This window comes from Stenotrophomonas sp. AS1, assembly GCF_048957655.1.
GTDB lineage: Bacteria > Pseudomonadota > Gammaproteobacteria > Xanthomonadales > Xanthomonadaceae > Stenotrophomonas > Stenotrophomonas bentonitica_A.
On record NZ_JARVXM010000016.1, the window covers coordinates 1 to 3,716 of the forward strand.

Here is a 3,716-nt window from a genome sequence, read left to right on the forward strand (position 1 = left end):
GCCCAAAGCGGCGCTTGCGCGGCCGCTTCCTACCCGCCAGACTCGCAAAAAAGGGCGGTTGAACTTCCTATACCCAATGGTGCACGCGTCGAGGATCGATCCAAGTTCGAGATCAACGAGATTGCCGTCCTTGACGCGGTATTCGCGGTCATAGCCCTTGGCGATGAACGACTGGACTGCTTCTAGAACGTCGGTCACTTCGGATGTCATGCGCGCACTTTCATATCGAGTTGGATTGGACGCGCTTCCGCACAAGTCGTGCTTTGGTCCATCAGATGACGGAGAAGAGCGCGGAGTGCGGAGTTCATAGCCACTTGGACTTCTTGAAGCGCACGAACAGGATGAGGCTGGACACCGCGATCAGCCCGAGCACGACGAAGTAGCCATAGGTCGTGTTCAGTTCCGGCATGTTCTTGAAGTTCATGCCGTATATTCCGGCGATCGCCGTCGGGACTGCGAGTATCGCCGCCCAGGCAGCGAGCTGGCGGGTGACCACCCCGATCCTTTGCGCTTCCAGAAGGCTGCTGGCCTCAAAGACCGTGGACAGGACAAGCAGGAGGCCGTCGACCATGGACTGCACGCGGTGGACATGGTCCGCGACGTCGTGGAAATATGGTGTCATTTCGGCGCTGATGCAGGGAAAGTGGCCGCGAACGAGCTTTCGCACCAGCTCGGCCATAGCCCCGAGCGTGCGCTGGAACCGCGTGAGTTCGGACCTTAGTTCGAAGATTCGCGCCACCTCTTCTGGCCCGAGGAAGTCGTGCAGCGACCGTCGTTCCATGGCCAGGACGTCGTCCTCGATCATTTCGAAGATGGGCAGATACTGGTCGACCACGCGGTGCAGGATCGCATGCAGCACATAGTCGACACCCTTGCCGAACTGCGTCGGCGATGCCTCGAGTTGCGCCCGAAGTTTGCCCAGCGCTCCGGCGTTGCCGTGCCGCACGGTGATGAGGTGATTGTGACCGGTGAAGATCGCCATCTTGCCGTAGCTGATCCGGTCGCCGACCAGTTCGGCGGTCTGCGCGACGATGTATAGCTCATCGTTGTAGACTTCGAGCTTGGGCGGGCACAGCGGGTGCATCGCGTTGTCGATTGCCAGCGGATGCAGATTGTACGTCGTTTGGATCGCGCGAAGTTCGTCGTCGGTAGGCTCGCTGAGCGCGATCCAGCAGAAGCCCGAACGACTCTCGCCCAGTTCAATGCGCTCGTCGAGCGCGATTTCCCGGACTCGCTTGCCTTCGTTGTAATAATAAGCGGCGATGATGGTCATGCAGGCCTCGCAGGAATTCGCAGGCCACGCTGTACCGCGGGCCGCGCCAGCCCGCGCCCGACCCATGCCTGGACGTTAGGATAGCTGCTAAGGCCGAGGATGTCGCCAGCAGCGTAAAATTCAACCAGCGCATTCACCCAGCCAAACGTCGCGATGTCCGCGATCGAGTAATCATCGACAATCCATTCGCGGTCTTCCAGGCGGCGATCTAGGACCCCGAGAAGACGCTTGGATTCATCGATAAAGCGCTGCCGAGGCCGCTTGTCCTCATAATCCTTGCCAGCAGATCGCAGGAAAAAGCCAAGCTGGCCGAAGGTCGGCCCGATGCCGGACACTTGAAAGAACACCCAGGCCAGAGTCTCGTATCGTTGGGTGGGTGTGGTTGAGATGAACTGGCCAGTCTTTTCGGCCAGATAGACGAGGATCGCACCGGTTTCCCATATGCCAATGGGCTGGCCGTCAGGGCCAGCCGGATCGATGATCGCGGGTATGCGGCCGTTGGGATTCAACGACACGAACGCTGGATCTTTCGATTCGTTGTTCGAGATGTCGACGAAGTGGGGCTCGTACGGCAGGCCAGTCTCCTCCAGCATCATCGAGACCTTGACGCCGTTGGGCGTGGGGGCCGCGTATAGTTGCAGGCGATCCGGATAAGATGCTGGCCAGCGCTGCGTGATGGGAAAGGAGGAGAGGTCTGTCATATCTGGATCCTGGCACTGCGACGGCGGCTGAATGAAATGATCTGCTTCAAGGCCAGGTTCGACGACCGCGTCGATTGACGCGGTCGTCGAAGGTTGCGAACCGGATCGACGCGACACGGACGGCAGCGAAGCTTATTCCGCTGCAGCCCCGGCCGCAGGGCTCATATCGCCGGCCTCACGCCGCTTCGGAAGAACCCAGTCGGGACGGGGGAAGTGGCATGTGTAGCCACCCGGCCGTTTCTCCAGATAATCTTGGTGGTCGGGCTCGGCCTCCCAGAAATCTCCGACCGGGACGACTTCAGTGACCACTATGCCTTTCCACAGCCCGGAGGCATCCACGTCGGCGATCGTGTCCTCGGCGACGCGCTTCTGCTCCTCGTCGACGTAATAGATGCCCGACCGGTAGGAGAGCCCAATATCACCGCCCTGGCGGTTCTTGGTCGTCGGATCGTGGATCTGGAAGAAATATTCCAGGATGTTCCGGTAGCTCGTCACCGCCGGGTCGAAAACGATCTCGATCGCCTCGGCATGCGTGCCGTGATTGCGATAAGTGGCGTTCGGAACATCGCCGCCAGTGTAACCTACACGAGTCGAGACGATGCCGGGCCGCTTGCGGATCAGATCCTGCATGCCCCAGAAACATCCGCCTGCGAGAATAGCGCGCTGATGCATGTTAAGCCTCCTCTACCTGATCGAGATATTCACCGTATCCCTCGGCCTCCATTTCGTCGCGCGGGATGAAGCGAAGGGACGCTGAGTTGATGCAGTAGCGCAGACCGCCGCGGTCGGAAGGACCATCTGGGAACACGTGGCCGAGATGGCTGTCGGCATGTACCGACCTGACCTCCGTCCGGACCATGCCGTGTGCGCTGTCCCGCACCTCGTTCACGTTTGCCGGAACGATCGGCTTGGTGAAGCTGGGCCAGCCAGTACCCGAATCGAACTTGTCCGTTGAAGCGAACAGCGGCTCGCCCGACACTATGTCGACGTAGATGCCAGGCTCCTTGTTGTCGTTGTGCTCGCCCGTGAAGGGCCTTTCGGTCCCCGACTCCTGGGTAATCCGGCGTTGCTCGGGGGTCAGGCGGTCAACTGCTGTCTGTGACTTTTCAAACTTCATGATAGTCTCCAATAATTAATCTAGAGCCGACATTCCCCAAGTGGCCTGCCGCTTGACTTCAAGATCGCCTGATTTTGCTCGCTGGGCAAGCGTTTTTCGCCCCGAGCGGTGTCTGTCGTCGCGCAAACGGCCGAAGTCGGGTGGATCAAGCCTCGAACCCGCAGCATTCTGGCCCGGCAGAGCCGCTTTTCCGCGCGGCAGACGGACCTGTCCTGCCGCTTTCGTTCAGCTTGGGCATGGATCGTGGTCATGCGCATGACGGAGGCGTTCGAAGACGGCGGATGGCGGCAAGGACGGCCCGCACCATCGGGCCGGTGACGGCGACCTCGGCCAACTGGAAGGTAATGGCGCGGGCGTGGCGGACGACGCGGGCGCCGATCTTGATCAGCTTGAGTTGCAGGCTGGTCAACGACCAGTCCGCCATGGCCTCGGGCAGTTCGATGCAGCGCAGGAAGGAGAGGCTGGTGGCGTATTCCTGCAAGAAGCGCGGGCTGTGCCCGAGCTGCGGCGCACGGCGCATGGCCGAGTCGGCGCGGCATCTGGTGGACGAGGTGTTCGGCCCGCGGCCTGTGCGGCAATGGGTGCTGAGCTTTCCGTACCCCTTGCGTTTCCTGTTCGCCAGCAA

At 60.8% G+C, this 3,716-nt stretch carries 5 protein-coding genes and 2 pseudogenes; 1 reads left to right on the plus strand and 6 read right to left on the minus strand.

The annotated features are described in order from the left end of the window. From PV764_RS20200 to PV764_RS20225, 6 genes and pseudogenes are all read right to left on the minus strand, one after another. Positions 1-210: pseudogene (locus tag PV764_RS20200) on the minus strand (hypothetical protein); the annotation flags it as partial. A gap of 94 nt (positions 211-304) precedes the next feature. Next, entirely contained in the window at positions 305-1,273 is a 969-nt protein-coding gene (locus tag PV764_RS20205; RefSeq protein ID WP_164146004.1) for a magnesium and cobalt transport protein CorA, read from the minus strand. Then, positions 1,270-1,974, minus strand: a complete 705-nt coding sequence (locus PV764_RS20210) for a glutathione S-transferase N-terminal domain-containing protein (RefSeq protein WP_164146003.1) — start codon at positions 1,972-1,974, stop codon at positions 1,270-1,272. The genes PV764_RS20205 and PV764_RS20210 overlap by 4 nt, the downstream gene beginning before the upstream one ends. 132 nt (positions 1,975-2,106) lie before the next feature. Continuing rightward, positions 2,107-2,646, minus strand: a complete 540-nt coding sequence (gene msrA / locus PV764_RS20215) for a peptide-methionine (S)-S-oxide reductase MsrA (RefSeq protein ID WP_164146002.1) — start codon at positions 2,644-2,646, stop codon at positions 2,107-2,109. A gap of 1 nt (position 2,647) precedes the next feature. Continuing rightward, on the minus strand, positions 2,648-3,091 hold the full coding sequence (msrB, locus tag PV764_RS20220) for a peptide-methionine (R)-S-oxide reductase MsrB (protein WP_116089488.1): 444 nt from the start codon (positions 3,089-3,091) through the stop codon (positions 2,648-2,650). Positions 3,092-3,338: 247 nt separating this feature from the next. Next, positions 3,339-3,548, minus strand: a pseudogene (locus tag PV764_RS20225) (transposase); the annotation flags it as partial. On the opposite strand from PV764_RS20225, the gene PV764_RS20230 reads away from it, so the two are divergent. Further along, positions 3,532-3,716, plus strand: a 185-nt coding sequence (locus PV764_RS20230; RefSeq protein ID WP_421117427.1) for a transposase zinc-binding domain-containing protein, incomplete at its 3' end; no start/stop codon positions are given. The pseudogene PV764_RS20225 and the gene PV764_RS20230 overlap by 17 nt on opposite strands.

Bases quoted from the DNA above. Each gene is read 5' to 3' on its own strand.
- msrA (WP_164146002.1), bottom strand. From the start codon at position 2,646: ATGCATCAGCGCGCTATTCTCGCAGGCGGATGTTTCTGGGGCATGCAG.
- PV764_RS20210 (WP_164146003.1), bottom strand. From the start codon at position 1,974: ATGACAGACCTCTCCTCCTTTCCCATCACGCAGCGCTGGCCAGCATCT.
- PV764_RS20205 (WP_164146004.1), bottom strand. From the start codon at position 1,273: ATGACCATCATCGCCGCTTATTATTACAACGAAGGCAAGCGAGTCCGG.
- msrB (WP_116089488.1), bottom strand. From the start codon at position 3,091: ATGAAGTTTGAAAAGTCACAGACAGCAGTTGACCGCCTGACCCCCGAG.